16 protein-coding genes and 1 pseudogene are annotated in these 23,348 nt (G+C 67.5%); 2 read left to right on the forward strand and 15 right to left on the reverse strand.

What is annotated here, in order from left to right; genetic code table 11:
- Positions 1–442: 442 nt before the first annotated feature.
- On the reverse strand, positions 443–2,797 hold the full coding sequence (locus XCC_RS12490; protein WP_011037543.1) for a hypothetical protein: 2,355 nt from the start codon (positions 2,795–2,797) through the stop codon (positions 443–445).
- 696 nt (positions 2,798–3,493) lie between these two features.
- Between XCC_RS12490 and XCC_RS12495 the strand changes: the two genes are divergently transcribed.
- The gene (locus XCC_RS12495) at positions 3,494–4,588 is read left to right on the forward strand and encodes a DUF5694 domain-containing protein (RefSeq protein ID WP_057672197.1); all 1,095 of its coding nucleotides are present in this window, start codon (positions 3,494–3,496) and stop codon (positions 4,586–4,588) included.
- Positions 4,589–4,643: 55 nt separating this feature from the next.
- Here the strand turns inward: XCC_RS12495 and XCC_RS12500 are convergent, their stop codons facing one another.
- From XCC_RS12500 to XCC_RS12565, 14 genes and pseudogenes are all read right to left on the reverse strand, one after another.
- Positions 4,644–4,940: a hypothetical protein gene (locus tag XCC_RS12500; RefSeq protein ID WP_011037545.1), complete on the reverse strand. Its 297-nt coding sequence runs from the start codon at positions 4,938–4,940 to the stop codon at positions 4,644–4,646.
- 148 nt (positions 4,941–5,088) lie between these two features.
- Positions 5,089–6,720, reverse strand: coding sequence for a DUF5597 domain-containing protein (locus XCC_RS12505; RefSeq protein WP_011037546.1), 1,632 nt, complete (start codon positions 6,718–6,720; stop codon positions 5,089–5,091).
- Positions 6,720–9,058 (reverse strand): annotated as a pseudogene (locus XCC_RS12510) (S9 family peptidase). Before XCC_RS12510 ends, XCC_RS12505 begins: the two are co-directional and overlap by 1 nt.
- On the reverse strand, positions 9,048–10,634 hold the full coding sequence (locus XCC_RS12515) for an APC family permease (protein ID WP_011037548.1): 1,587 nt from the start codon (positions 10,632–10,634) through the stop codon (positions 9,048–9,050). The pseudogene XCC_RS12510 and the gene XCC_RS12515 overlap by 11 nt, the downstream one beginning before the upstream one ends.
- Positions 10,635–10,698: 64 nt before the next feature.
- Complete coding sequence (locus tag XCC_RS12520; RefSeq protein ID WP_019237554.1) at positions 10,699–12,558, reverse strand: DUF885 domain-containing protein; 1,860 nt, start codon at positions 12,556–12,558, stop codon at positions 10,699–10,701.
- On the reverse strand, positions 12,555–14,381 hold the full coding sequence (locus XCC_RS12525; RefSeq protein ID WP_011269637.1) for a DUF885 domain-containing protein: 1,827 nt from the start codon (positions 14,379–14,381) through the stop codon (positions 12,555–12,557). The genes XCC_RS12520 and XCC_RS12525 overlap by 4 nt, the downstream gene beginning before the upstream one ends.
- The gene (locus XCC_RS12530; RefSeq protein WP_225443898.1) at positions 14,378–14,593 is read right to left on the reverse strand and encodes a hypothetical protein; all 216 of its coding nucleotides are present in this window, start codon (positions 14,591–14,593) and stop codon (positions 14,378–14,380) included. The genes XCC_RS12525 and XCC_RS12530 overlap by 4 nt, the downstream gene beginning before the upstream one ends.
- Before the next feature lie 156 nt (positions 14,594–14,749).
- Positions 14,750–15,949 (reverse strand): M24 family metallopeptidase, encoded by a 1,200-nt coding sequence (locus tag XCC_RS12535; RefSeq protein ID WP_011037551.1) that lies wholly within the window; start codon positions 15,947–15,949, stop codon positions 14,750–14,752.
- On the reverse strand, positions 15,946–17,541 hold the full coding sequence (locus tag XCC_RS12540) for an aldehyde dehydrogenase family protein (RefSeq protein ID WP_011037552.1): 1,596 nt from the start codon (positions 17,539–17,541) through the stop codon (positions 15,946–15,948). Before XCC_RS12540 ends, XCC_RS12535 begins: the two co-directional genes overlap by 4 nt.
- Before the next feature lie 184 nt (positions 17,542–17,725).
- Entirely contained in the window at positions 17,726–18,634 is a 909-nt protein-coding gene (locus XCC_RS12545; RefSeq protein ID WP_011037553.1) for a dihydrodipicolinate synthase family protein, read from the reverse strand.
- A complete protein-coding gene (locus tag XCC_RS12550; protein WP_016944282.1) occupies positions 18,631–19,944 on the reverse strand; it encodes an NAD(P)/FAD-dependent oxidoreductase in 1,314 nt (437 codons plus the stop codon). The genes XCC_RS12545 and XCC_RS12550 overlap by 4 nt, the downstream gene beginning before the upstream one ends.
- Complete coding sequence (locus XCC_RS12555; protein ID WP_011037555.1) at positions 19,937–20,182, reverse strand: 2Fe-2S iron-sulfur cluster-binding protein; 246 nt, start codon at positions 20,180–20,182, stop codon at positions 19,937–19,939. The genes XCC_RS12550 and XCC_RS12555 overlap by 8 nt, the downstream gene beginning before the upstream one ends.
- A complete protein-coding gene (locus XCC_RS12560; protein ID WP_011037556.1) occupies positions 20,179–21,408 on the reverse strand; it encodes an NAD(P)/FAD-dependent oxidoreductase in 1,230 nt (409 codons plus the stop codon). The genes XCC_RS12555 and XCC_RS12560 overlap by 4 nt, the downstream gene beginning before the upstream one ends.
- The gene (locus XCC_RS12565) at positions 21,408–22,346 is read right to left on the reverse strand and encodes a proline racemase family protein (RefSeq protein ID WP_011037557.1); all 939 of its coding nucleotides are present in this window, start codon (positions 22,344–22,346) and stop codon (positions 21,408–21,410) included. Before XCC_RS12565 ends, XCC_RS12560 begins: the two co-directional genes overlap by 1 nt.
- Before the next feature lie 161 nt (positions 22,347–22,507).
- Here XCC_RS12565 and XCC_RS12570 point away from each other — a divergent pair, with 161 nt between their 5' ends.
- The gene (locus XCC_RS12570) at positions 22,508–23,224 is read left to right on the forward strand and encodes an AraC family transcriptional regulator (protein WP_011037558.1); all 717 of its coding nucleotides are present in this window, start codon (positions 22,508–22,510) and stop codon (positions 23,222–23,224) included.
- Positions 23,225–23,348: the final 124 nt, after the last annotated feature.

A 23,348-nucleotide genomic window follows, 5' to 3' on the forward strand; every position in this document is an offset into this window, starting at 1 on the left:
CTGAGAGCACATGCCCGGTAACACCGGACAACGCAAAAAAAGCTTGCGACAACGCCAGCGCGCCGTCTTGACGAATTTATCCGGCCAGCGTGCGGAAGTTCGCTTGCTGACTATCGATAACGGGCATAGCAGGGTTTTGTAGGGCCAGCGACTGAAGGACCTGGCGCTGCTGCGCACGCGGTGTTTCGAGGTCTGTGTCACAGCGCGCTACTCGCAACGCATCGCGACACTCGTGCACAGCGCGCTTGATCGACACAACGTTGCGACGCCGATACATCTACCGACGTCATCCACGTTTGTGTGGCATAGACCAGCTAGTGCGCCACAACGCTCGCTTACAGGAGATACGCGTCCTGGCGGCAGGCGTGCCGCTGTAGTACCGCAGCAGAGGCCCACGGCGGCACGGGCTTGGCGCGCTGTCAGCGATCTCGCAGCTACTGGCTCACGTGTACCACCCCTGCACGCTTACCGTGCCACCGGTGCCAGGCAGTGCCACACGGTCGCCGTGTGGCCCGTGCAGGCGCGCCGGCTTTCCGTCCACCGCTGCCCGTTGCAGGCGCGTGCCGTGCGGTGGGCGCATGCTGAGCCAGGTCTGCTGCGGGCTGCGCGCGGGTAGCACCACCTGCGCATCGATGCGGCGCTGCTCCGGCAGGGCCTGCAGCGTCAGCGTGACCGTGCCCCAGCGCGTGGGCGCAGCGGTGATGCCCACCGTCTTGCCGGTGCCGAACCAAGCACGCGGCACTGCACGTGCCAGGAATAGCTGCTCGCCGGCGCTGTCATCGCTGACCAGCATCCAGCGCAGCAGCAGCGGGATGGTCATCTGCGCGGGAATGCAGAACAGCGGCATGCCACCGGTGATGCCACTGACCTCGCCGGCCGTCCAGCTGCCGCGCGTGTGCACCTGATAGCGATGCGCGTACAGGAACAGCAGGTACTCTTCGATGCGGTCCAACCGCAGCAGTTGTTGCGCATAACCGTAGGAAATAAAGCCAAGCAGATCTCGGCTGCCGGGCTCGGGCGGCGCGATGTTGGCCACCACACCCAAGCTGGTGCCGCCGTGGCCACGCAGGCAATCGATCACCAGGTTGGCCAATGCCTCCGGCAGCACATCGGCCTGCAATAGTTCGGCATAGGCACGGTGCGGCCATTGCTGTTCGCTGGGTTTTTCCTGCAGCAGCGATTGCCGGAACGTCAGCGTGGTACCTGGCAGTGGCCCCACGTACGGCGGTGAGAGATCACGCCGCACGTTGGCGCGCAGGCTGGCTTCAAGACGCGCGCGCAGTTGCCGGGCGCGGCGCTGCCAGTCCTGCGCGACAGATGGCTCGCCGCCGAGCGTGCGCCAGACCTGTGCGATGTCTTCCCAGCCGCGAATGGTCAGCGCGCTGTTGGCGTAGTACGGCTTCCACCACAGCGACGGATCGGGGAACAGGCAGGCATCGGATTCGTTCCAGCCATGCAGCAGGCCGTGGCCATGGGCGTTACGCGGCAACGCCAGCGCCTGGTCGTGCAAGGTGCATAACACCTGCGCGGTGGCGGTGATCCTGGGCAGATGCCGGCGCAGGCGCGTGACATCACCGGTGTACCGCAGATAGCGCGCCAACAGCGACAACGTCAGCCCGAATTGCCCGACCTCCGGTCCGCGCATGTTCGGCAGGCCGTCGTCCTGCACGAACATCGCGAAATAGTTGTCCAGCACCGCGGCGGCCTGGTCGAAGCGCCCCCACTCCAGGTTGGCGTAGAAGGAACTGGTAAAGGTGTCCTGAAAGCCGTCGTACTCGTTGCCGTAGTAGTCGCGCTCCACTGCGCCGTACTTGGGGTAGTCGCCGCCGGGGCGCACCACCAGTTCGCGCGCAAACGCAAACTGCGCCATGTCGTTCCAGCTGGCATCGGGCAGCTGCGCCTGCACCGTGCCGTTGAGTGCGTGCTGCCAATACGCGGCAAAATCGAGCAGCGCCGCATAGAACTGCTCGGCACTGGCCTCGCCACGCACCGGGCCAAAGGCAGGGTAGCTGTGGGTGTAGTGCACCGCCACGATCTGCCCACCTTTCACCTGCATGGTGCGGTACCAGGTCTGCACCACGAAGCGATCGGTGGCGCGCACATCGGCAAACACCAATACGTCGTACCACGTATCGGCCTGGCCATCGTGGCGCATGACCTTGCGCACCGCCGGCATCCACCCACCGAGCATGCCCTCCTCGCGCCGCTTGATCAGCGCCTCGTCGCCCAACGCGGTAAAGGCATGTTCCGGGCGCGACGTGCGGCTGCGGCCGTTGGGCAGGATGGGCATGGTGTCGAGCGCTTCGCGCGTGCCGACAAAGGTGGTCCACGGCCAGCGCCCGCCATTGTCCTTGGGATCAAGCAGCGAGGCCGGCGGTGGCGCCACGTCGCGCACCTGCGCCTCGTCCGGGTCGCCATCGCGCAGCAGGCGGTCGGCGAGCAGATCCGCTTCGGCCATCGCTACCTCGGCCAGCGGCAGGCCGAAATACGGCTTACCCGCGGCCGGATAGGCAGGCTCGGTGCGCTTGTCCAGGCGCAGCATGCCGCTGTCGGTCCAGAGCGTCAGCTGGCCTTGCGGGTCGTCGAGATGCTCGTAGACGGTCCAGTCCTGCTCCAGGTGGCGAAACCGGCAAAGCGTGGCACCGACATGCGCCGCCGAAGGCAGCGCTTCCAGGCGCGGATGCAGCGGCACAGGCGTGGCGTCGCCGGCCACCGCAGCCGGTACCGCCCCGGCACCCGCCACGCCTACCACGGCGGTGGCGGCAATCCCCTGCCGCAAAAACGTTCGACGGTCCATCGTTGCGCCCCATTCGAGTCTTGACTTCACATCGTGCGCGCGCACTGGCGCCACGTCTTGTGGCCGCTGCCTGGCAGGGGTGCGGAAATCTGCACAGGCGCGCGGGAGGCTGCAGGCACGTGGAGCTCAGGCATGTGGGGGCATGGTCCGTAGCGAAGCAGTGTGGTTTTGAGCATAGGCAGTCTTTGATGGATGCTGGCGTCACCGCGGACGGGATCATTAGCAGCCTGGATGCCACCAACAAGACGACGTGGGTGGATGCACGGTGCGCGCGGTGCCAGACACGTCACGCGCTTGCACGTTGCAGATGCCAGCGTCTGCCGACCAATTGCGTTGCATGCGGACATGCGTCCCGGATTCACGGTGATGAAGACCGCGCTGGAAACCCACATCGCTACTCGCAAGCGACACAGCACAACGCACATCAGGCAGCTGCATCAACAACGACGCCGCACAGGCACTCAACGGCAACGGGCAGCCTGCGAACCCCGCGCACGCACCGCCATCAGGCGCAGTGACTTATCGCCTATTGTTTCCAAGCGTACGCGGCAACGACACTCGTCGTGCGCCAGCGGCTCCACAGCGCACTGTGATCACCCGGACCGAACGACAACGCAACCACACGCGGCGCCGCGTCCATCTGCAGGCCGGCACGTTCACCGGTTCCGCATCCGCGCACCACCTCAAGGAATGAAGATGCATCTGCATGCGTTTAGATGGGCCCTGTCGTTTGCGCTCGTATTGCCTAGCCTCGCACAGGCGCAGGCCACCCACGTTGACCTGTCCACGCTGGATGCGGAGATGGCCGGCCCGCGCACGCCGGTTCTGGTGTTGGGGAGCGTGCATCTGTCGCAGCTGCCGAAGGGGAGCGATGTCAGCACCGCGCGCCTGCAACCGCTGCTGGAGCGCCTTGCCGCGTTCAAGCCGGACATCATCACCATTGAAGGGCTGTCTGGCGAAACCTGCGACCTGATGCGGCGGCATCCAGCGGTGTATCTGGCCGAGGACGTGGCCGCGTATTGCCCGGACACGGCCGCCGCGCAGGCCGCAACCGGGCTGGACGTACCCGCGGCAATCGCCCAGATGCGCACGCTGTTGAAGACCATCGCGCGCACATCCACACCCGCGCAGCGCCGCCACCTGGCCGCGGTGTTCCTGGCTGCAGGCGACCCTGCATCGGCCAGCGTGCAATGGATGCAACTGCCGGCCGCCGAACAGCGTGCAGGCGATGGCCTGGACCAGGCGCTGGTGACCTGGTTGCGCGCGTATCAGGACCGCCCCAACGAGAGCCAGCAGATTGCCGCACGCCTGGCGGCGCAGCTCGGCCTGCAGCGGGTCCATCCGGTGGACGACCACACCGGCGACAACATCGATCTTGGCGACCCGGCGGCGTACGGCAAGGTGATCCAGGCCCAGTGGGAACAGGCCGCACCACGCGCGAAGCCAATGCGCGACAAGGAAGATGCGCTGGCATCGCAGGGCCGCCTGCTGGAGCTGTATCGCGCGATCAATGCGCCCGGCAACGCGCAGCTCGCGGCGGATGTCGATTTCCGCGCGGCGCTCCGCGACAGCTCACCGGAGCATTACGGGCAGCGGTATGTGGCCGGTTGGGAAGCGCGCAACCTGCGCATGGTCTCCAACATCCGCACCAGCTTCGGCGATCGACCCGGCGCACGCGTGCTGGTCATCGTTGGCGCGATGCATAAACCGTGGTTCGACAGCCTGCTGGGGCAACTGCAAGGCATCGATATCGTCGATGCACAACAGGTGCTTGGCGCACCTTCCCGGTGAGCCGCTGCGGCGTGCCGCATGTGCATTGCGCTCACGCCCGCGAACCGCGCCTGCTTCAGGCCAGCACGTTCAACAAGCTGCCCAGCGCTTCGTCGGAGCGCCGCAGTACGTTGGCGTTGGCTTGAAAATCGTTGCGCGCGGACAGGCCGGCCACCAGATCGGTGGCCAAGGCGGACGGATCCGCCGCCGCATCCACCACGCTGGCAGTCACACCGCCGCCGGTCTGCGTGCTCGCCGCCACGGCCTGGCGGGGGCTGCCCTCCACCGGCTGACGCGCCACATTGCTGGCGGCCACTTGCTGGCGCAGGGCGGCCACCTGCATTCCGGAACTGGCGATGGTGCTGATGCTCATGGTGGCTCCGGACTGAGAACAAGAAAAAAACGACAAACGCCTACTGCAACCATCAACTGGCCGATGCGAACCGCCAGCCAGGCGCCACACCCGTCCAGCACATCACGGCCGGCCGATCACCGGCGGCCAATCCGCAGCCGCTAAGCGTTCAGTAGCTGCCCACCCGCACCCGCAATACCGGCGGCGGTTGGCCAGCCGCATCGGTGCGGCCGAAATTGAGCCCGTAGTCGGTCTGGTCGCCGTTGAGCTGGCGCTCCATCTGCCAGCGCCCGTCGACATACCGGCCCTGCTCCACCTGCAACAGCTGCCCATGGCGGGTATCGGCCGCGCTGCGGAAAAATTCAATCCGCGCTGCGGTACCGGTGACCAGGAACTCCTCCGGCCCCAGCTGCGCCACCAGCAGCCGGCCGGCATGATCGTCGTTGCCCGGCAGGATGGCCGGCGCATCGCCCCACAGCGGCGCGCCAAACGACACCTTGGCCTCCCAGTCACCGAAACGCAGCGTGCGCTGCGGCGCCCCCGGCTGCTCGGCCACCGCTTGCAGGCGGCCATCTAGATTGGCTTGGGCAATCAGGCGTTGCAGCGGCGCCAGCTGGCGGAAGTTGGCCGCGTGCGCGGCAATGGCCGCGCGGTTGGCCCCGCTGTCCGGGTTACCGTCGATGCCGAACACCGAGAACCCGATCCCGCCCTGCCCCAGCACATGAAACAGATACGGCGCCGTCGCCGCCTCGAAGCCGGTCTCCGACACCCAGGCCGGATTGTCGGGGCGCGCGTATTGGCCGATGACCTTGGTGTATTCGCCGTAGTCGCTGGTGTAGATGTCGGTGCCGATGAAGTCGATCGACGGCGTGGCCGCGCGCCACAGCGCAAACACATTCACCGTGGCGCCGCCGGAGGGGTAATCCATGCCGGGGTAACGCTTGCCCTTGTAGCGCAGCCAGGTGTTGACGTAGAGCGGCAGCGGATACGCACGCTTGCCGGCTGCGGCCACCTGTTCGATATACGCGGCGGTGGCATGCGCATTGAAGGCTTCCGCTGCCTCGGCACCAAACAGCTGCTGCCAACTGCCAGCAGGCTTGCCCAGCGCCGCGGCAATGGCGGCCGGCACCGGTTGCGCGAATGCCGCTTCGCCGGCCGGGCCGTGATCGCGCACGGTGCCGATCGCGCCGGGCTCGTTTTCCACCTGCACCACGATCACGGTGTGGCGGTCGCCATCGATCTTGCGCAGGTGCTGCATCAGCGCGGTGAATGCACGCGCGTCGGCCTGCACATTGGCCGCCACGTGCGGCGACAACACGTCTACCGGTTCGCCATTGGCATCGCGCATACGCGGGTAGGTAGCCTCGTCGCGCTTGATCCATTCGGGGACGTAATGCATCTGGCCGTTCTTCCAGCTGCCGAACCACAGCAGCGCCACGCGCAGGCCGCGCTTGCGTGCCCCGGCGATCAACGCATCCACATTGGTGGTATCGAACCGCCCCGGCGCCGGCTCGAACTGCTCCCAATACACCGGCGCTTCCACCGTGTTGGCATGCAGCGCGACCACCTGGTCCAGCGCCGGCGGCAGCACCGCCGGCCAGGCGCTGGAGTTGTGCAGCTGCGCGGCCAGGATGGTGTACGGCGCGCCGTCGACCAGCAAGGCGTGGCGGCCGTTCTGGGTGAAGAAACGTGGCAGTTCTTCAGCATTGGCAACAGCGGGGCCGCCCAGCAATGCCAGCATGCAGAGCAGCACTTGCGCAACACAGCGACGCACGGCGCCACGGGAAAGAAACAGGCGCATCAGCGGGCCTCCTGGGCAGTGGCATTCCAGCGCGGCGTGGCGTCGCCGCGCAGATGGCGAACGAAAAAGTCGTACTGGCGGCGCTGCACGTAGTCGATCGGCCCCGCTGGAGCGGCCTACCGAATGCTCACCACCCCGGCACGTTGAGCAGGTCGAAATCCTTGCCGGCCTGGATCAGCGCATCCACCACTTGCGCGGTGGACGCAGGATCCACGTTGCTGTCCTGCTCGCCGACGATCAGCAACACATCGCCCTGCAGCGCTGCTGCATTGACCACGCCCGATGCGGCGGCATAACTGGCATCCACCGGCCAGCCCATCCACTGCTCGTTCCAGCTGATCTTGTCCATGCGGTTGTCGTAGCAGCCCGCAAACGCCACGCCTACCTTGTAGAACTCCGGGTGGCGTTCGAGAGCGCCCAGGGTGCTCTGCCCGCCCGCAGAGGCACCATAGATGCCGACCCGGCTGATGTCGTACGAGGGGTCCTTTGCGGCCAGCGCACGGTGCCAGGCAATGCGGTCGGCAAAGCCGGAATCGCCCAGGTTCTTCCACGCCACATCGTGGAAGGCCTTGGAGCGGTTGGCGGTGCCCATGCCGTCGATCATCACCACGATGAAGCCCAGGTCCGCCTGCGCCTGCATGCCGATCTGCTTGTCGCCACCGGAGTGGTAGCCGAACGGCCAGAACGTCTTCGGCACGAAGGCGTCGTGCGGCCCGGCGTAGATGTTCTCGATCACCGGGTAGCGCTTGCGCGGGTCGTAATCGCGCGGGCGCACCACCATGCCCCAAATGTCGGTGCGGCCATCGCGGCCCTTGGCCACGAAGGTCTCCGGCGCACGCCAGCCGGCGGCCTGTAGTTTATCGATGCTGCCCTGCTCCACCTGCTGCAGCAGGCGGCCATCGATGGCATGCAGCTCCATCACCGGGGGCAGATCCGGGCGCGAATAGGTATCGACGTAATGCTGCCCATCGGGGGCAATCGCCACGTCGTGGTCGGCATCGCTGTGGGTCAGCCGGGTGAGCTGACGGCCATCGAAATCCACGCTGTAGAGCTGGCGGTAGTACGGGTCCTTGCCAGCATCCATGCCACTGGCGGTGAACCAGATGCGGCGTTGTGCATCGTCCACGCGCAGCACATCGCGCACGATCCATGCACCGCGGGTGAGCTGGCGTTTGACCTTGCCGCTGCGGCCGTCGAACAGATACAGATGGCGCCAGCCGTCGCGTTCGGAGATCCACAGGATCTCATCGCCGCGCCCTTCGACATCGTGGCGAAAGCTGCGGTCGGCATACACAAACGTGCGCGCGTCCTCGCCCACGGCCACGTGCGCGCGGCCGGTCTGCGCGTCCACCGCAATCACGCGCATGCGTTGAAACCCGCGTTGCACGTACTCGAAACTCACGCTGCGGCTATCGCTGCGCCACTGCAACGGCGACAGCGCATACGGGTTGCCGAACAACGCCGTGTCCACCTCACGCCGGCTGCCATCCAGTGCAAACAGCACCGGCCGCTCCACGTCCACCGCATCGCCCGGCTTTGGGTACAGCTGCGTGTGCACCACCGGCTGCCCGCCACCAGGCGGCGCCGCTTCCACGCGGGTCACCCGCCGCGCATACCCGGGGCGTACGCGGTACACCGCGAGGTGCTGCGAATCCGGCGACCAGGCGACGCTTTCAAGATCATAGAAATCCTCGGCGCGGCCGTCGCTGCTCAACCGCGTACTCTGGCCGTCGGCAACGCGCCGCAGCTGCAGATTCCAGCCGTTGGCCACCACCTCCCACGCACCATCGGGCGAGCGCCGCGGCGTGGCGTCGGCCGGCACAGCCGGATCGCGCACCACACCAAACCCGCGTGGGCGCGGCTGCGCAGTGGCAGCCACCGGCGCGCATTGGTAGTTGGTCAGTGTGCAGCGCCAGCTGGTATCGCCGATCTCGAATTCCATCGCGCCATCGGCACGCCCGTCCTCCTGGGCATACGCAAAACGCTCGAACGGCAGTGTCGTCGCGGTGACGCTGTTGCCGCCGTCAGCAGACACCGCACGCGCCAGCTGCGCGTGATCGAAGGCGGGCGTTTTCTGCAGCGTGGCCAGGTCTTCGCGCATGAACGCGAAGCCGCCCGGCACGGTCTTGCGGTAGTAGAACGTCTCAGCGTCGTGCCATTGCGCCGGCCAGCTCACGTTCTCCGTCAGTGTCATCCACTGCGCACGCAGGCCCAGCGACCGCTGGTAGTCGGCAACGCTTGGCGCGGCTTGCGCCGCAGCGGTGAGCAGTACCGCGTAGGCAACCACGCCGCGCAACCACTGCCGCACGTAGGTGCGTTTGCAGTGCTCACTCACCATCGTCCTCCTCCAGCGCCAGTTCGTCGCTGCGCAGGCCGCTACGCGCGCCCCAGTGATAGATGCCGAAGGCGATCACCGCCACGCTCAGCGTGTCGAACGGATGCGCGATCCAGCCATGGCCACCGAAGGTGCCCGCCCACGACACTGCCATCACCAGCACGAAAAACACGATCAGCCACAGCGACGCACGGACCTGGCGCAACAGCCGGGCCCTGCACGCGCGCGATGGCAGGCGATACAGCACGTACGCCGCGAACGCGAGCACCTGAAGGCCCAGCAGCCAGGACAGCGTGGGCCAGGTGGACCAGTACACGATCAGCGCGGCCACCACGAACGACAGCGGCCCCAGCACCGCAAATCCGCGCACGCGGAACGGCCGCGCCAGGCCGGGCGCACTGCGGCGCAGCGCGGCCACCGTGACCGGCGCCACCGCATAGCTCAGCACCAACGCGGCCGACACCACGCCAATCAAGGTTTCCCAGGACGGGAACGGCAAGGTCCAGAAGATCGACAACCCCAGGCTCAGCCACAACGCCGGCCGCGGGATGCCCGAGGCCGGATCCACCCGCGTCAACACCGGCAGAAACCCGCCGCTGCGCGCCCAGCCGTACACCACGCGCGGCGTGGCATTCATGTAGATATTGCCGGTGCCGCTGGGCGACACCATCGCATCGCAGATCACCAGCGCGGCCAGCCACGCCATCCCCAGTGCCAGCGCGATGTCGTGGTACGGCAGCGAAAACGCCTTGTCGATGCCGCTCCAGCCCTGCGCCAGTTGCGCGGCCGGAATGCTGCCCAGAAATGCCAATTGCAACAGCACGTAGATCACCGTGGACAGCGCCACCGACAGGATCAAGGCAATCGGAATATTGCGTTGCGGGTTGCGCACCTCGCTGGCGACCGAGACGATCGGGGTGAGCCCCAGGTACGCAAAGATGATGCCGCCGGCGGAGATCGCCGCTTCCACCCCGGCCATGCCCGACGGTGCAAAGCCATGCACGCTCAGGTTGTCGGCATTGAAGTGCTTCATCAGCAGCACGATCACCAGGATCGGCACCAGAAACTTGAAGACGCTGACGATGTTGTTGGCCAGCGCAAAGGTCTTGACGCTGAAGTAATTGAGCGCAAAGAACAGCAGCAACAACGCCAGTTGCACCAGCCAGCCCAGCAGGCTGGGATGCGTGCTGCCGGCCTGGCTGAGCGCCGGGAACCAGGCCGCCGCATACTGGCGCGCCGCTTCCACTTCGATTGCGATCAGGCTGGAAAACGCAATCAATGTAATGAAGCCGGTCAACGACCCGAGCAAGGGCCCGTGCGAGTACTCGGGGTAGCGCACCACGCCGCCGGCGCGTGGCAACGCGGCGCCGAGTTCGCAATACACCAGCCCCAGCAACAACACCGCGATGCCGCCGAGAATCCACGATACGATGCCGGCCGGCCCGGCGATCGAGGACACGTGGCTGGCGGAAAACAGCCAGCCCGAGCCGAAGATCGAGCCCAGCCCGATGAAGGTCAGGTCGGTCAGGCTGAGCCGCTTGTGGAACTTGCCCTGTGCGCTCGCACCGTGTGTGGTCATACGTCACCCCCAGAGAGGAAAGCAGTGAAACCGCGCGGCGTGCGCCGGCATGAGGCAAAGCAGCTCAGTCGCTGGCCGACACCTTGGCATCGGCATCGGAGCCGGCGCGCGGATCCGGATACGGCGAAGCACCACCATCGGCAATGAAGCGGTCGATCCGCGCTTCCAGCACCGGCAACGGCACCGAGCCGGTCTGCAGCACTGCATCATGAAAGTGGCGCAGGTCGAACGTCTCGCCCAGCGCCGCCTCTGCCTTGCGGCGTAGCTCCAGAATCTTCAACTCGCCCAGGTAATACGACAGCGCCTGGCCCGGCCAGGCGATGTAGCGATCCACCTCGGTGGTGACTTCGTGCTCGCTGAGCGCGGTGTTGTCGCGCAGATACGCGATCGCCTGCGCACGCGTCCAGCCCTGGTGATGGATGCCAGTGTCGATCACCAGCCGGCAGGCACGCCACATCTGGTAGGTGAGATAGCCGAAGCGGTCGTACGGCGTCTCGTACATCCCCATTTCCTGGCCCAGATACTCCGAGTACAGCGCCCAGCCCTCGCCATAGGCGGAGATGAAGCTGTAGCGGCGGAACTCCGGCAGGTCCTGCGCTTCGGCGGCCAGCGGCATCTGCAACGCGTGGCCGGGCGATGACTCGTGCAAGGTCAGCGCGGTGAGGTTGTACAGCGGGCGCGATGGCAGGTTGTAGGTGTTGACCAGATAGATACCCGGCCCACCGCGGCCACCGGTGTAAAACGGTGCCAGCTCCGGCGGCACCGGCTCGATGGCGAAGCGTTGCCGCGGCAGGCGGCCGATGTAGTCGCCCACCTTGGCGTCGACGCGCTTGGCGATCCAGGCCGCCTGCTTGAGCAGCTCCTCCGGCGTCTTGGCATAGAACTGCGGATCGGTGCGCAAGAACTGCAAAAACGCAGGAAACACCGCCTGCCCGGCTGGCGGCTTGAAGCCGCTGGCAACGATGGTCTGGTCCATCTGCGTGCGCAGCTTGGCCACTTCCTGCAGGCCAATCTGATGGATCTGCTCCGGGCTCAGATCCAGCGTGGTGAACTCACGGATCTGCGCGCGGTAATAGGCCGCGCCGTCGGGCAGCGCTTCGCCGGCCAGAGTGTCGCGGGCGCGTGGCTGGTACTCCTCGCGTATGAAGCTGAGCAGCTTGGCGTACGCCGGCACCACGTGTTGGGCGATGACCTGCAGCGCCTGTTGCCGCAACTGCGCCTGCTCGGCGGCCGGCAGGGTCGCCGGCATCTGCTTGAACGGTGCGTAGAACGGATTGGCCTCGCCCTTGGCCTGCACCACGTCGGCAATGGACTGATCGCGCCCGGTCAAGGTGACCCTGGGCTGGCTGAAACCGCGCGCCAGGCCGGCGCGCATGTTGTCGGTCTGCTCACCGAAGTAGCGCGGAATATCGGCCAGCATCTTCAGATAGCGCTGGTAATCCTGGCGCGTGCGCAAGGTGGCCTCGGCACTGAAGCCCAGGTCGCTCCAGAACGCCGAGTCGCTGTTGAACGGCATCTCCCAGGCGCGGAAATGCTGCTGGTCCAGCAGCACGTCGAGCTGCTGGCGATACACCTGCGCGTTCACCTGATCCTCGGCCGAGAGCTGCGCCATCGGAATCGCGTCCAGCTCCTTGAGCACCTGTTGCCAGTACGCGGTGCGCATCTGCTGCGTGGCCACGTCGACCTTGGGCAGGTGATCAGCCGGCCCACTCTGGGTGGCCTGGTTGTCTTCGTCCACCGCACCCGCCAGCTGCGCCTGCCGCCAGCGCCATTCGCGCGTGTACAACGCCTTGAAGCGTTGCGCAGCGGACGTCTGTACAGCCGACGCCGGCGCCGCCGCCTGCACGGGCGCAACCACGCTACACAGGCTTGCTGCGATCACGCTGCTCAGGACGCTGTTACGCAATACGGTCAGCGCGCTCATCCGCGTGCATCCCGCGTGGCAATGGCCGCTTTCGATTGCACGATCCACGCGCGCACGCGCTGTTGCAGCATCGCCAGCGGCATTGCGCCACCGCCCAGCACCGCATCATGGAAACCGCGGATGTCGAAATGCGTGCCCAGTTCTTTTTCGGCTTCGGCACGCAAGGCCAGGATCTGCAACTGACCCAGTTTGTACCCCAGCGCCTGGCCCGGCCAGACGATGTAGCGGTCGGTTTCGGACTGGATGCTCGGCTCGTCGTCGGACGGATGCGCGTGGAAGAAATCCACCATCTGCTGGCGGTTCCAGCGCTTGTAGTGCACGCCGGTATCGAGCACCAGGCGATTGGCGCGCAGCAACTCGCCGGAGAGCCGCCCGTAATCGTTGTACGGGTCCTTGAAGAAGCCGATGTCCTTACCCAACCGCTCGGCATACAGGGCCCAGCCTTCGATGTAGGCGTTGTAGCCGGCCTGCTGGCGGAACGGCGGCAGCGGCAACGTCTGCGCAAGCGAAATTTGCAGGTGATGGCCCGGAACGCCCTCATGGTAGGCGGTGGTTTCGATATTGATCAGCGTGCGGCTGGCGTAGTCGCTGGTGTTGACCTTCACGATGGCCGGCTTGCTGCCTTCCGGATTGCTCTGCCAGTACTCCGCGCCCGGTGCGGTCCGCCGGAACGCCGGCATTGCCTGCACCTCCAGCGCAACCGTGGGCAGCTTGCCGAACAGCTTGGGCAACTCCGGCTGCATCGCGGCGATGTACTGCCGGTATTGCTGCAGGATCTGCTCGCCGGATTTGGCGAAGTGGCGTTTGTCGGCGTCGACCGCCTTGCGGAAGCTGGCCAGATCCGGATAGCCCTGCGCCTTGGCGATGACGGCCATCTCGCCTTCGATGCGCGCCACCTCCTTCAAGCCGATCTGATGGATCTCCTCCGGCGCCATGTCGGTGGTGGTCTGGGTGTGGATGGCGTAGCGATAGCGGCGCTCGCCATCGGGCAGCGACCAGATGCCTTCCTGCGCGCGCCCCTGGGCGGCGTATTCGTCACGCACGAATGCCGCCAGGTGGGTGTAGGCGGGCCGGACCTGCTGGTCGATTGCTGCAATCAGTTGTGTGCGCAAGGCAGCGCGCTGGTCGGCCGGCACCGCGCCGTCGAGCTTCTTCAATGGCGAGGCAAACGGGCTCTGCGCGCCCTGCATCGCGGCGATCTTGTCGATCTGCTCCGGCAGCCGCTCGAGCAGGTAGCGCGGCTGCACCAATCCATCCTTCGCTCCCTGGCGCGACACCGCGATGACCTGGTCGATCACCGTGGGGATCGCCTTCAGCCGGGTGATGTAGTCCTGGTAGTCCTTGGCGTTCTCAAACGCAAACGCATCGCCGTACCCGGCCAGCGCCAGCTGGATACCGCCGATCGGCTCCAGCGGCATTTCATAGGTCTTGAGGTCGAGCCCTTCCAGCCGGTCGCGCAGTTGGCCGAGCATCATCTGCAGGCTGAGTTGGCGTTGCTCGTCCAACGCCTTGGCGTCGACTGCCTCGAACTTACGCAGTAATGCGGCGGTGGCAACGCGCTCGGCCTGCGCGGCCTCCAGCGAATAGTCGCTCCAGCGATCGTTGTAGCGCTTGTCGCCGATGATGCTGGCAAATTCCGGGCTGTGCTGCAGCTGGTATTGCCATTGCTGATCGAGCAACGCATCGAAGGCTTTGGCCGCCTGTTCGTTGGTGGGTGCAGGCGCTGCGGCGGCGGCGGTGCTTGCACCGGGCGTTGCCGGTTTGCAGGCAGTGAACAGCGCAGCGGCAAGCAGGCTGACAACGACAGGACGCAATACATTCATGCATTCACTCCGAAAAAGACGCGGCCCATCGGCACCGTAGGAGCGCGCTTGCGCGCGATGACGCTTTCCCGGGAATGCCCCATCGCGCGCAAGCGCGCTCCTACGACATCCAGGTCATTTTTGCGCGTGGCGGCCGCCCGATCAGTGCAGCTACGCAAAGTAGACAACGCAGCGGCAAGCAGGCTGACAACAACAGGGCGCAACACGTTCATGCATTCACTCCAAGAGACGCGACCCATCGGCACCGTAGGAGCGCTTGCGCGCGATGACGCTGTCCCGGGAATGCCGCATCGCGCGCAAGCGCGCTCCTACGAGATCGACCGGACCATGCCGGTCACCACACCAGCGCACTGCGCGCGTGTGCTGGCTCATGCAAACGGTTGATCGATCGCCACCGACGGCGGCGTGAACCACTGCGCGCCGGTGTCGGTGACATAGAAATGGTCTTCCAGGCGCACACCGAACGCACCCGGCACCACGATCATTGGTTCGTTGCTGGCGCACATGCCCGGCTGCAATGGCTGGCGATTGCCGCGCACCAGGTACGGCGCTTCGTGGATCGCCAGGCCGCAGCCATGGCCGGTGCGGTGCGGCAACCCGGGCAAGCGGTAATCCGGCCCCAACCCGGCCGCCTGCAACACCGCGCGCGCCGCCTGGTCAACCGCCTCGCACGCCACGCCCGGGCGCACCGCGGCAAACGCGGCCGCCTGCGCGGCCAGCTCCAGTTCCCAGATGCGCTGCTGCGCGTCGCTCGGCGTGCCGTAGATCCAGGTGCGGGTAATGTCGGAGTGGTAGCCCTGCACGGTGCAGCCGGTATCGATCAACACCAGCTCGCCGGCCCGCAGATGCTGCACGCCGGGAATGCCATGCGGAAATGCGGTGGCATGACCAAACTGCACGATGCAAAAAGTGGAGCCGTTATCGGCACCCAGCGCGCGGTGCGCTTCGTCGATGAAGCGCACCAGTTGGTCAGTGCCGATACCTTCGTGCGCAATGCCGGCGGCCAGCCGCTGCACCAGCAGCGTCATGTCGCAGGCCTGCTGCATCAACGCCAGCTCCGCCGGCGACTTGCACATGCGGCAGCCATCGATGATGGCGCCGGCATCGCGGATCGCGGTGCCCAGGTGCGCCCGCAAACCGGTGTGCACCGCAAAGGCGATGCCCGGGTCCAGCGCCAGGGCATGCGCATGCTGCTCATCCATGGCCTGCACCACCAGCGCATACGGGTCTTCGTGCTCTTCCCACAGGCGCTTGCGCACCGGGAGTTGCAGCACCGCATCCAGCGAGCCTTCTTCAAAGGCCGGGCAGATCAGCACCGGGTCGCCCTCGGTGGTGAGCAACAGCGCCACCAGCCGCTCGCTGGCGCCCCACGGCACGCCGCTGAAATAGCGCAACGAGGTGCCTGCGCCGATCAGCAAGGCATCCACGCCCTGCGCGCGCATCAGCACGCGTGCGCGCTCGATACGCTGCTGGTATTCGTCCGCGCCGATCGGCGCTGCCCGCTGCGTCCACGGCGCCAGCTGCGTGCGGGCCTGGTCCAGCGACATCCCGCCGATCTGCGTGCTCATGCATGCGCCCCGAGGTCGGCGCTGCTCCACTGCCCATCCACCAGGCGTGCCACACCGCCCGGGTTGCGCTGGCGCAGCTCCATCGGCAGCAGCGCATCCGGCACGGCGTCATAGCTGTGCAAGGCGGCAAACCGGCGGATTGCGCCCGGCATGCCCACGGCGGTGAAGCCCGGATGCCCGGTGCTGGGGAACGGCCCACCATGATTCTGCGCGGCACTCACCGCCACGCCGGTCGGCATCTTGCTGTTGATCAACCGGCCCACGCGTGCGCGCAGCACCGGTGCAATCTGTTGCCAGGCGGCATCGTCACTGCCATCGCTGGCGCGGTACAGCGTGCCGGTGAGGTTGCCTTCGAATGCGGCGGCCACCTGCGCCATCTGGGCGCTGTCGCGCGTGCGCACCAGCAGGCTCACCGGGCCAAAAGCTTCGGTCTGCAGCGCGTGCGGCGCCGCGATGAAGGCGTCCGCTTCCACGCTGAGCAAGGTTGGCGCATAGCGGTAGCCGCCCTCGCCTGCCGCTGCCCCGGCCAGCACCTGGGCACCGGCCGCGCGCAAGGTCTCCACGCCGCGCTGCACGCCATCCACGCCTCCTTGCGAAAACAGCACCATCGGTGCGGCGCCGGCAAAGTGCGCGGTAGCCGCGGCCACCAGTGCATCGCCCGCCTCGCCGTGCGGCAGCACCAGCACGCCGGGATTGGTGCAGAACTGGCCGCTGCCCAGCGTGCACGAGGCGAAGAATTCCTGTGCCAGTGCGGCGCCGCGTTCGGCCACCGCGCCGGGCAGCAGGAACACCGGGTTGACGCTGGACAACTCGGCGTAGAACGGCACACCGGCGGCATCGGCGGCGGCCTTCAGCGCCAGGCCACCGGCACGGCTGCCGGTGAAACCAATCGCCCCCAGCCGTGCATCGCCGGCCAGTCGCAGGCCAAGCGCGTTGTCGAAGTGATACAGCAACTGCACCGCCGCGGCCGGCAGCCCGGCAGTCAACAGCGCCTGATGCGCCAGCTCGGCCATGCGCTGGCTGGTGGCCGGATGCAGCGGATGCGCCTTGGCGATCACCGGATTGCGCGCCGCGATCGCCGAGGCGAAATCGCTGCCGGCAATCGCGTTGAACGCAAACGGAAAGTTATTCGGCCCGAACACCAGCACCGGCTTGCCCAGCGGCGCCAGATGCGAGCGCAGATCGGCGGCGGTATCGATGACGGGGTGCGTCCAGCTGTAGCTGCGCACCGCCTGGGCGGCCTGGCGTAGCTGCCCGCTGGTGCGCGGCAGTTCGTTGCCGCGCAAACGCGTGGGCGCCGGCATTGCGGTTTCGGCATGGGCCAGCGCCACCAGGGTCTCGGCATCGGCGTCCAGCGCATCCGCGTAGGCGTCCAGAAACGCAGCGATCCGTTCGGCAGGTGCGGCGGCAAGTTCGGCAGCCACCGCGTGCGCCGCCGCAATGGCGGTGTCGATATCGTCGGCACCGCTGACCGGGAACTGCGGCCCGATCGCCTCGCCGGTGGTGGGGTCGGCAGCGCGAAAACTGCCGGCGGCATCGCGGCTGGCTTGCCATTGGCCGGCCAGCAGCACGGGTTGGAGAGTCTGGGTCATCGCGGCACCTTCGGTTACGTGGAAGCGCCCGCACGCAGCACGGGCGATCGAACGGCGGATGAGGGTAACGCGCCTGCGACGTGCCACCCGTTTGAATCGTGGACCACTACCGGCACCGGCCCATACAACGCAGCACGCACCGCGGCTGCGCTAAACAAGGCCGCGCGACGGCGGTGGCGCGTGCTCAGTGCAGGCTGGGCGCGGTGGCGATGGCGTGGTCGATCACCTTCAGCGCTGCCTCGCGCTCGGCACCGTCCACCACCAGGCGTGGCGCACGGACACGCTCGCTGCCCAGGCCCACCTTTTCCTGCACCAGTTTGATCAGCTGCACGAACTTGGGCACGGTATCCAGGCGCAGCAGCGGCAGGAACCAGTCGTACAGTTCCTTGGCGGCGGGGTAACCGCCGTCGCGTGCCAGTTCGAACAGGCGTACCGACTCCTTCGGATATGCATTGACCAGCCCGGCGATCCACCCCTTGGCGCCCATGCTCAGGCCTTCGACGATGGCGTCGTCCATGCCGACCAGCAGCGCCAGACGATCGCCCAGCAATTCCTGCAGCGCGGCGAAGCGGCGCACATCGCCGGAAGATTCCTTTACTGCCTGCAGATTGGGGAATTCGGCCGCCAGCTCGGCGATCTGTGCCGGGCCGAAATCGGTCTTGTAGGCCACCGGGTTGTTGTAGAGGATCACCGGCAGATCGGTGGCCGCGATCACCGCACGCACATGCGCGCCCATCTCGCGCCAGTCGGTGGAATACACGTACGGCGGCAACACCATCAGCCCGCCGCAGCCCAGTTCCTTTGCCGCCTTTGCCAATGCCACCGCCTCGCCCGTGGCCAGGCTGGCGATGCCCGGCACCACCGGCACGCGGCCCTGCAAGGCCGTTACCAACGTCTTGAGGATGGCGAGCTTGTCGTCCACGCTCAAGGTGGCGGCTTCGCCCAACGAACCCAGCGGCACGATCGCGGTGCAGCCGGCGTCCACCAGCTGATTGGCATGCTTGGCCAGGAAGTCGTGGTCGATGTCGCCGTTGGCGGTGAACGGGGTAGTGATGGCCGGCAACACGCCGTGCCAGAACGCAGCAATGCTCATGGATGATTCCCTTGCGAGTCGGAAGTGAAGGAGTCGGCCAGCGCCGCGAGGCGGACCGGGAACAACGGCGGCCGGCGGCCGGCGTCGGTGGAAAGTGCGGGCAGGCAGCGGCCCAGTTCGGCCAGCGCGCTGCCGCAGATGCGGCCCTGGCAGGCGCCCATGCCGCAGCGCGAGGCCAACTTCGCATCGCGTGCATCGTTGAAGGGGTCCAGCGCGCCCAGCGGCACGTCTTCGCAGCGGCACACCAGCGTGTCCGGTTGGGCCAGGCGGCGAATGCGCGGATCAAGCGCGAAGTGCTGCTGCAACAGGGCGGCGAAGGCACGCGCCTTGAGCCGTTGCGGTTGCAGGTGTTGCGCTGCGTCCGGCACGTCGGCGGCCATGTGCCCGGCCATCGCACCTTCGATCAACGCGCACTCACGCCCGCCGATCCCGCAGGCTTCGCCAGCGGCAAACACCTGCGCCACGCTGGTGCGCAGTAGCGCATCCACCTGTACCTGCTGGTGCGCACCGCACGGCTCCAGCTGGCAGCCCAGCAACTGCGCCAGTTCGACATTCGGCACCAGCCCGTACCCCACTGCGAGCTGATCGCAGGCCATGCGGCTGCGCCCGGCAGGGCCGTCGATCTCGACTTCGCGCAGTTGGGTGTCGCCATGCGCCGCAACCACCACGCTGCCGCTGCGGTAAGCCACCGCATGCAACTGCAGACGCAGTGCCACCGCCTGCGCGGCCTTGCCCGGCCAGCGCCACAACTGCAGCGCGAAGCCGCGTAGTACCGCCGCGCTGGCTTGTTCGTGAATGCCCAGCACCTGCGCGCCGTGCCGCTGCAAGGTGGCCGCGCTGGCCAGCAGCAACGGCCCGCTGCCGGCCACCAGCACACGCTTGCCGCGCACCGGCCAGCCTTGCTTGGTCAGCGCTTGCGCCGCACCGGCGCCGGTCACGCCGGGCAATGTCCAGCCGGGGAACGGCAGCATCAGTTCCCGCGCGCCGGTGGCCAGCACCAGCGCGGCGTAATGCAATTGCACGCTGCCCTGCGCGCCGTCGGCCAACAGCCAGCCCGGTTGCGCCAGCACGATCTGCAGCCCGGTGAGCAGCGTGATCGCCGCATCGCCGGCCACCTGCGCCAGCAGCGTGCGTGCATCGGCCGGCGCACCGTGCTGCACGTCGCTGCGCCACACCTGCCCGCCGGCGCGCGGCTGCGCATCCACCACGCCCACCTGCACGCCGTGGCTGGCGGCCGCCCGTGCCGCCGCCAGCCCGGCCGGGCCGGCGCCGATCACCAACACATCGAAATGGCGCACACGCTCAGCCATCGGTACGCACCTGCATGCCATCCCGTGCATCCACCATGCACGCACGTTGCTGGCCGATGCCGTCGATGCGTACCCGGCACTCGAAGCACACGCCCATGCCGCACAGCGGTGCGCGCGGCTGCCCGCTCGCCGACTGGCGAAACTGCAGCGTTGCCTGCGCCACGGCGGCCGCAACACTGACGCCCAGCGGCACCTCCACCGGCTGCGCATCCACATGTAGGCGCACCATGCCGCTCATGCCGCCACGCCCTGTACCGCGCGGGCGGGCGCATAGGGCGCCGGGTCGATCGCCGGCGTGCGCCCGAGCAGGCTGTCCACGATCACCCGTGCGCTCCCCAGCGCCGTGGTAACCCCCAAGCCCTCGTGGCCGGCCGCCACCCACACATCGCGCCGGCCCGGCACCGGCCCCAGATACGGCCGGCCATCCGGGGTGGCCGGGCGCAGGCCGGTCCATACCCGGATCGCCTGCAGCTCGCGGAGTACCGGCAAATACGCGAAGGCGCGTTGCAGCATCTGCTGCAGGATCGGCATCGACAGCGTGCGGTCGTCCGCGCCGTATTGGCGCGAGGAGCCGATCAGGATCTGCCCGGTCGGCCGCGGTTGCACATTGAAGGCCACGCTGCTGTCGTCGGCGCCATGTGCGGAATCTGCATAGCCCAGTTCCAGCAACTGATGCCGGATCAGCCCCGGATGGCGGTCGGTGATCACCAGATGGCCCTTGCGCGGGCGCAGCGCCAGTTCGGGCAACAAGGCGGGCAAGGCCACGCCACTGGCAACCAGCACCGGCCCGGCCAGCGCCTGCCCATCATCCAGACGCACGCCGCCGACCTGCAGCTGCTCGACCTTGCGGCCGGCGAACAAGTGCGCGCCTGCGGTGCAAGCCAGGCTCACCAGATGCCGCGCCACCCGCGGCGGATACACCACTGCCTCGTCAGGCACGCGCATGCCACCCGCCAGGCCGGGCACCAGGTGTGGTTCCAGCGCGTAGAGCTGCGTGGCGTCGATCGCTTCGGCACGCAGGCCGGCGGCGGCCAGCCGCGCAATCTTGGCCGGCACCGCTGCCAGTTCGCGCGCATCGCGGGCCACCCACAGCGTGCCGCACCGGCTGAATTCGGCCTCGCTCAACTCGGCAAACCGCTCCCACAGGCGCAGCGAATACGCCGATAAGGCCAGCTCGGCGGGGTCGTCATCCATCGCCACCAGGTGCCCCATTGCCGCGGCGGTGGAGCCACCGCCGATCGGCCCCGGTTCCACGATCGCCACGCGCAAGCCCTCGGCGGCGGCGGCCTCCGCGCAGGCCGCGCCAACGATGCCGGCGCCGACCACAATCAGGTCGTAGCTGCGGCGCGTTGAAGCGGCGGTGGCGTGCGTGTCGCTATGTGATGGCGGTGCGGCTTCGGGCACGGCAGTCGCCGCAGCAGGCGCTGCACCGGTACCGCCCTGCGCGCGCGGTGGCGGCTGCATCAGGCCACGATGCCCCAGGCGAATGGGTCGGCCGGATCGATCAGCAGTTGCGACCGCGCGGTGATGAACGCGTGCCCGCTGATGCGCGGCGCAATGCCACGCCCGCTGTGCCGGTAGCTGCCTTCGAACGCACTGCCGAGGATGCCTTGCTGCAGCCAGCGCTCGCCTTCGGCCAGCTTGCCGTCGGCGGCCAGGCAGGCCAGCTTCGCACTGGTGCCGGTGCCGCACGGCGAGCGGTCGTAGGCCAAGCCGGGGCACAGCACGAAGTTGCGTGCCGCGCCGCTGCCGTCCGGGGCCACGCCGCTGATCTCGATATGGTCGATCTCCCCGCCCGCCTCGCCGGTGATGCCGGCCGCTTCCAGGGCCAGGCGGATCGCCTCGGTGTAGGCGGTGAGTTCGCGCTGCTGGGCCAGGCCCAACGCGCACGGCGCCTGCTCGGTGATGAAGAACCAATTGCCGCCCCAGGCCACGTCGCCGCGCACGCGGCCATGCCCGGGTACGTCCACTTCCACGCCGGCGGCGTGGCGGTAGCTTTCGACGTTGTCGATCGACACCGTGCCGTCGTCGGCCAGCGCCACGCCTACCGTGCCCACCGGCGTCTCGATGCGGTGCTGCCCCGGCGCGATGCGGCCCAGTTCGGCCAGCGTGCGCACCACGCCGATGGTGCCGTGCCCACACATGCCCAGGTAGCCGACGTTGTTGAAGAAGATCACCCCGGTGCAGGCGCTCGGGTCGCGTGGCGGCAGCAACAAGGCACCGACCATGGTGTCCGAGCCGCGCGGCTCGCAGGCAATGGCACTGCGCCAGTGGTCGAAGTCGCTGCGGAAGCGCTCGCGGCACTGCGCCAGGTCGCCATCGCCCAGGTCGGGGAAGCCGGCCAGGACCACGCGGGTCGGTTCGCCTGCGGTATGGGAGTCGATGACGTCGATGGTGTGCATGCCGCCATGCTCCCATCCACGGCGCGCGGGCGACTAGCGCGCAATGCGAGGCGCAAATGCGGAAATCCGCACAATCGCCGACCTGATTCACAGCCGCGCGTTTGCGCTAGGATCGGGGTCGGGCCGCGCCTTTCGCGCGACCGACAAATGCGACCGCCACGATGACTCCGATGGACCTCAACCTGCCCGCGCTGGAAATGCAGACGTTGTTCGACGCGCTGCCGGATGTGGTGTTCTTCATCAAGGATGGCGAAGGCCGCTACACCCATTGCAACCTCACCCTGGTGCGCCGGCTCGGGCGCAAGCTGCGCAGCGAGATCATCGGCCGCTCGCCGCTGGAGGTATTCCCGCTGCCGCTGGGTGGCAGCTACATGATGCAGGACCGCCGCGTGCTGTGTGGCGAGCTCATCGACAACCAGCTGGAAGTGCACCTGTATCCCAATCGCCTGCCGGGTTGGTGCCTCACCTTCAAGCGCCCGCTGTGCGAAGGCGACGAGGTGATTGGAGTGGTCGGCATTTCGCGCGATCTTGGCCAGCCGGACAGCCGTCACTCGGCGTACGAGCGCCTGAGCCAGGTGATGGACCACATGCAGGCCAACTTCGGCGACAACCTGCGCGTGCAGGCGCTGGCCGACCTGGCCGGGTTGTCGGTGGCGCAGCTGGAACGGCATTTCCGCCGCGTGTTCCAGGTGACGCCGCAGCAACTGCTGACCAAGTTACGCATCGAATCGGCGATGCGCCTGCTGTATGGCGACGACAGCATTGCCAGCATCGGCCAGCGCTGCGGCTTTGCCGACCAGAGCGCATTCGCGCGGCAATTCAAGGCCACGGTGGGCATGACCCCGCGCGACTACCGGGCGCTGAAAGGCCAGCTCTAAGACCGCGGCAGCACGCCGTGAGGGCGTATGCCGCAGATGCAGAATTCGGCAGGATTGCAGCCGGGCCGCGAGGCCCGTGGCGCTGGCTGCGCTGAAGGACGCGTCAAGGGCCGAACCGGGCCCG

This window comes from Xanthomonas campestris pv. campestris str. ATCC 33913, assembly GCF_000007145.1.
Taxonomy (GTDB): Bacteria; Pseudomonadota; Gammaproteobacteria; order Xanthomonadales; family Xanthomonadaceae; genus Xanthomonas; species Xanthomonas campestris.

What these genes read in the sequence shown, in the direction of transcription:
- XCC_RS12565 (WP_011037557.1), bottom strand. Translation starts at nt 22,346, where the DNA reads ATGCACACCATCGACGTCATCGACTCCCATACCGCAGGCGAACCGACC.
- XCC_RS12545 (WP_011037553.1), bottom strand. Translation starts at nt 18,634, where the DNA reads ATGAGCATTGCTGCGTTCTGGCACGGCGTGTTGCCGGCCATCACTACC.
- XCC_RS12525 (WP_011269637.1), bottom strand. Translation starts at nt 14,381, where the DNA reads ATGAATGTATTGCGTCCTGTCGTTGTCAGCCTGCTTGCCGCTGCGCTG.
- XCC_RS12540 (WP_011037552.1), bottom strand. Translation starts at nt 17,541, where the DNA reads ATGACCCAGACTCTCCAACCCGTGCTGCTGGCCGGCCAATGGCAAGCC.
- XCC_RS12555 (WP_011037555.1), bottom strand. Translation starts at nt 20,182, where the DNA reads ATGAGCGGCATGGTGCGCCTACATGTGGATGCGCAGCCGGTGGAGGTG.
- XCC_RS12560 (WP_011037556.1), bottom strand. Translation starts at nt 21,408, where the DNA reads ATGCAGCCGCCACCGCGCGCGCAGGGCGGTACCGGTGCAGCGCCTGCT.
- XCC_RS12570 (WP_011037558.1), top strand. Translation starts at nt 22,508, where the DNA reads ATGACTCCGATGGACCTCAACCTGCCCGCGCTGGAAATGCAGACGTTG.
- XCC_RS12515 (WP_011037548.1), bottom strand. Translation starts at nt 10,634, where the DNA reads ATGACCACACACGGTGCGAGCGCACAGGGCAAGTTCCACAAGCGGCTC.
- XCC_RS12495 (WP_057672197.1), top strand. Translation starts at nt 3,494, where the DNA reads ATGCATCTGCATGCGTTTAGATGGGCCCTGTCGTTTGCGCTCGTATTG.
- XCC_RS12535 (WP_011037551.1), bottom strand. Translation starts at nt 15,949, where the DNA reads ATGAGCACGCAGATCGGCGGGATGTCGCTGGACCAGGCCCGCACGCAG.
- XCC_RS12490 (WP_011037543.1), bottom strand. Translation starts at nt 2,797, where the DNA reads ATGGACCGTCGAACGTTTTTGCGGCAGGGGATTGCCGCCACCGCCGTG.
- XCC_RS12500 (WP_011037545.1), bottom strand. Translation starts at nt 4,940, where the DNA reads ATGAGCATCAGCACCATCGCCAGTTCCGGAATGCAGGTGGCCGCCCTG.
- XCC_RS12505 (WP_011037546.1), bottom strand. Translation starts at nt 6,720, where the DNA reads ATGCGCCTGTTTCTTTCCCGTGGCGCCGTGCGTCGCTGTGTTGCGCAA.
- XCC_RS12550 (WP_016944282.1), bottom strand. Translation starts at nt 19,944, where the DNA reads ATGGCTGAGCGTGTGCGCCATTTCGATGTGTTGGTGATCGGCGCCGGC.
- XCC_RS12520 (WP_019237554.1), bottom strand. Translation starts at nt 12,558, where the DNA reads ATGAGCGCGCTGACCGTATTGCGTAACAGCGTCCTGAGCAGCGTGATC.
- XCC_RS12530 (WP_225443898.1), bottom strand. Translation starts at nt 14,593, where the DNA reads ATGAACGTGTTGCGCCCTGTTGTTGTCAGCCTGCTTGCCGCTGCGTTG.